Raw genomic sequence first — 3,465 nt, 5'->3', positions numbered from 1 at the left:
CGGTCCTCGCGCTGCTCGCCGCTCTGACCGGCCTCGCCGGGGTCGGGTACGGCGTGCGCGCGCTGATGCCGCGCGGCCTCTTGCGCCTGCGCCGCGGCCTGCCGGCGGTGATCGCGATGCGGGGCCTGCTGTTCGGCGCGATGGGCGGCACCGAGGCGTTCATCCCACTGGCGCTGACCACGCGGTTCGGTTTCCGCCCAACGACGGCCGGGCTGGTCCTCACCGCGGGCGCGATCGGCTGGTCGGCGGGCTCATGGTGGCAGGGCCGGTTCCCCGGCACCTCGCGCGTGCGGTTCGTCGTGGCCGGCGCCGGTCTGCACGCCGTGGGCGTCGCCGGGGTCGCGCTGTCCCTCCACGTCTCCGGCTGGCTGGCCCTGCCCGCGTGGATCGTCGCGGGCGTGGGCATCGGCACCGCCTTTCCGGCCCTCAGCGTGCTCGTGCTCCGGCTGTCCGCGCCGGAGGCCCAGGGCACCAACTCCTCCGCCATGCAGATCAGCGACACGCTCGGCTCGTCGCTCGCCGTCGGGATCGCGGGCGCGCTGGTCAACGCGGCGGGCCTGAACACCGGGGCGGCCTGCACGGCCGTCATCGCCATCGTCGCGGCCCTGGCCGCCCACCGAGTCGAGGCCTCCCATGCGTGACTTCACCCTTCCCCCGGCCCTCGAGGCGAGTGAGCCGCCCGCGCGGCGCGACGACGTCCGCCTGCTCGCCGGCACGCCCGACGGCGTGACCCATCACTCGTTCGGGGCGCTGCCCGAACTGCTGCGCCCCGGCGACCTGCTCGTCGTGAACACCTCGGCGACGCTGCCCGCCGCCGTACGGCTGGACCGGCTGGCGCTGCACTTCTCCGGTCCGCTGCCGCCCGGATCCGACGGCGCCGAGGACGCCTGGCTGGTCGAGCTGCGGCTGCGCGAGGCCGGGGCGACGGTGCCGTATCCGGGCGGTCGCCGCGGTGAGTGGTTCCCGCTGCCCGGCGGCGCGACGCTCACGCTGCTCGGACGGCAGACGCCACGGCTGTGGCGCGCCCGGCTGAACACCGACGTCGTCCCGTACCTGCGTCGCCACGGCGTGCCGATCCGGTACGGCTACGTGGGCCGCGACTGGCCGCTGTCGGCGTACCAAACGGTGTTCGGGACCGGTGTGGAGGCCGGTGTGGGGGACGGTCTGGACGGCGGCAGCGCGGAGATGCCGAGCGCGGGGCGGCCGTTCACGTACGAGCTGGTGACCCGGCTCGTCGCCCGCGGCGTACAGGTCGCGCCGATCACCCTGCACACGGGCGTCGCGTCGCCGGAGAAGGACGAGCCGCCGTACCCCGAGCGCTACGACGTGCCCGCCCCGACAGCCCGGCTGGTCAACCACGTGCGCTGGGAGGGCGGCCGGGTGGTCGCCGTCGGCACGACCGTCGTACGGGCCCTGGAGACCGCGGTGGCCGGCCACGGGTTCCTCCGGCCATCGCGCGGATGGACCTCGCACGTCGTCACGCCGGAGGTGGGCGTACGGGCGGTGGACGGCCTGCTCACGGGCCTGCACGAGCCGCGATCATCACACCTGCGGATGCTGACCGCGGTCGCCGGAGAGGCGCTCCTGGAACGGGTCTATGAGGAGGCGCTGGCCGAGGAGTACAGGTGGCATGAGTTCGGCGACGTGAACCTCCTGCTCCGCCGACGCGGCGGCGAGATCCCCGACCCCTGAGAACACGCTTCCCCACGAGCAGGGGAGGGGGACCTGAGGGCGAACGCCGAGTGTCCGCATAGTGGACGCCGGAGCGAAACCCGATCGCGGCCAAGTAGCGTGGTGAGCAGCATGAATGCCAAGAAGCGCACATTGCTGATCACGCTGACCGGCCGCGACCGTCCTGGAGTGACGTCGCGCCTGTTCACCACACTCTCCGCGTTCCCGGTGACCGTGGCCGACGTCGAGCAGGTGGTGATCCGCGGACGGCTGGTGCTCGGGGTGCTGGTCTCCTATGGCTCCGACACCGATGTCGGCAAGGTTCTGGCCGCGACCGAAGAGATCGCCACCGACCTCGGCATGGAGCTGGAGCTGGCCACCGGGTCGGGCAACGACTCCGAGCGGGGCGCGCGGCGGCGGCACGGCCGGCTGCACGTCACCATCCTCGGTAGCGCGCTCCGACCCGCCGCGCTCGCCGGCATCGCCGGCCGCATCGCCGCGCACGGCGCCAACATCGACCGCATCGAGCGGCTCGCGCACCAGCCGGTGACATGCATCGAACTGCACGTCACCGGCGCCGACCCGGACGGGCTGCGCACGGCCCTGGCCGCCGAGGCCGCCGAGCTGCAGGTGGACGTCGCGGTCCAGCGCGGCGGCCTGGCCCGCCGGGCCAAGCGGCTCATCGTCATGGACGTCGACTCGACCCTGATCCAGGGCGAGGTCATCGAACTGCTCGCCGAGCACGCCGGCCGCAGGGCGCAGGTCGCCGCGATCACCGAGGCCGCGATGCGCGGCGACCTCGACTTCGAGGGCTCGCTGCGCGAGCGCGTCGCGATGCTCGAGGGCCTCGACGAGAGCGTCCTGGAGGCCGTGCGGCACAGTGTGGAGTTCTCCCCGGGCGTCCGCACCCTCGTCCGCACGCTCAAGCGGCTCGACTACAAATTCGCGATCGTCAGCGGCGGCTTCACCCAGATCACCGACGCGCTGGCCGCCGACCTCGGCATCGACTACGCCGCCGCGAACGTCCTGGAGATCAAGGACGGCAGGTTGACCGGGCGGCTGGTCGGGCCGATCATCGACCGGCCGGGCAAGGCCGCCGCGCTCGAACGCTTCGCGGCCGAGGCGGGCGTACCACTCAGCCAGACGGTGGCGATCGGCGACGGCGCCAACGACCTCGACATGATCGCGGCTGCCGGGCTGGGCATCGCCTACAACGCCAAGCCGGCCGTCCGCCAGGCCGCCGACACCGCGGTCAACGTGCCGTACATGGACAGCATCGCGTTCCTGCTCGGCATCTCGGGCGAGGAGATCGAGGCCGCCGACGCCGAGGACCCGGAGCTGGCCCGCTGACGAGGCCTGGGCTCCGGAGAGCTCAGACGATCAGCGCCCGTCCCTGTTCGGCCAGCCGGTGGGCGTCCTCGGCCAGGGCCCGTACGGCGTGCCGGGCGCCCGCCACCTCGATCAGCGCCTCGCGCAGTGCGGTCACCGCGTCGATCCTCGCGCCATCCGCGATCTCGGCGCGGCGGCGACGGCACAGCCGCGACAGGTGCGCGTCCAGCTCGCCCAGCAGGTCGCCGAGCTCCAGCGGGTCGGCGCCGGCCTCCGCGTCCAGATGATCGGCCACCCGATGAAGGATCGCGGGGATCGGCCCTGCGGACACCGGCCGCTCCTGGACCAGCGCCGCGAGCGTGGCGGCATAGTCGCGCAGCCGCCGCGCCATCGCCGTCGCCTCACGGAGGCCGTGCAACGGCTCGGCCGGCGGCGCCGGCTCCTGGGCGAGCCGTACCGCCGTAT

At 73.8% G+C, this 3,465-nt stretch carries 4 protein-coding genes; 3 read left to right on the top strand and 1 reads right to left on the bottom strand.

From position 1 onward, the window contains the following. The 3 genes from ACFFNX_RS45385 to serB all read left to right on the top strand — a co-directional run. Window positions 1-641, top strand: a 641-nt coding sequence (locus ACFFNX_RS45385; protein WP_512699884.1) for an MFS transporter, incomplete at its 5' end; no start/stop codon positions are given. Next, the gene (locus ACFFNX_RS45380) at window positions 634-1,692 is read left to right on the top strand and encodes an S-adenosylmethionine:tRNA ribosyltransferase-isomerase (RefSeq protein WP_378212507.1); all 1,059 of its coding nucleotides are present in this window, start codon (window positions 634-636) and stop codon (window positions 1,690-1,692) included. The genes ACFFNX_RS45385 and ACFFNX_RS45380, both read left to right, overlap by 8 nt. 111 nt (window positions 1,693-1,803) lie before the next feature. Continuing rightward, window positions 1,804-3,021 carry a phosphoserine phosphatase SerB gene (serB, locus tag ACFFNX_RS45375; protein ID WP_378212506.1) on the top strand — a complete coding sequence of 406 codons (1,218 nt, stop codon included), beginning with the start codon at window positions 1,804-1,806 and terminating at the stop codon, window positions 3,019-3,021. A gap of 22 nt (window positions 3,022-3,043) precedes the next feature. Here the strand turns inward: serB and ACFFNX_RS45370 are convergent. Continuing rightward, the coding region (locus ACFFNX_RS45370) for a hypothetical protein (RefSeq protein WP_378212505.1) at window positions 3,044-3,465 on the bottom strand (422 nt) is incomplete at its 5' end.

The sequence above is a fragment of the Actinoallomurus acaciae genome, assembly GCF_042429965.1.
GTDB classification, from domain to species: domain Bacteria; phylum Actinomycetota; class Actinomycetes; order Streptosporangiales; family Streptosporangiaceae; genus Actinoallomurus; species Actinoallomurus acaciae.
This window is presented reverse-complemented; position numbering and strand designations above follow the sequence as displayed.

What these genes read in the sequence shown, in the direction of transcription:
- serB (WP_378212506.1), top strand. Translation starts at nt 1,804, where the DNA reads ATGAATGCCAAGAAGCGCACATTGCTGATCACGCTGACCGGCCGCGAC.
- ACFFNX_RS45380 (WP_378212507.1), top strand. Translation starts at nt 634, where the DNA reads ATGCGTGACTTCACCCTTCCCCCGGCCCTCGAGGCGAGTGAGCCGCCC.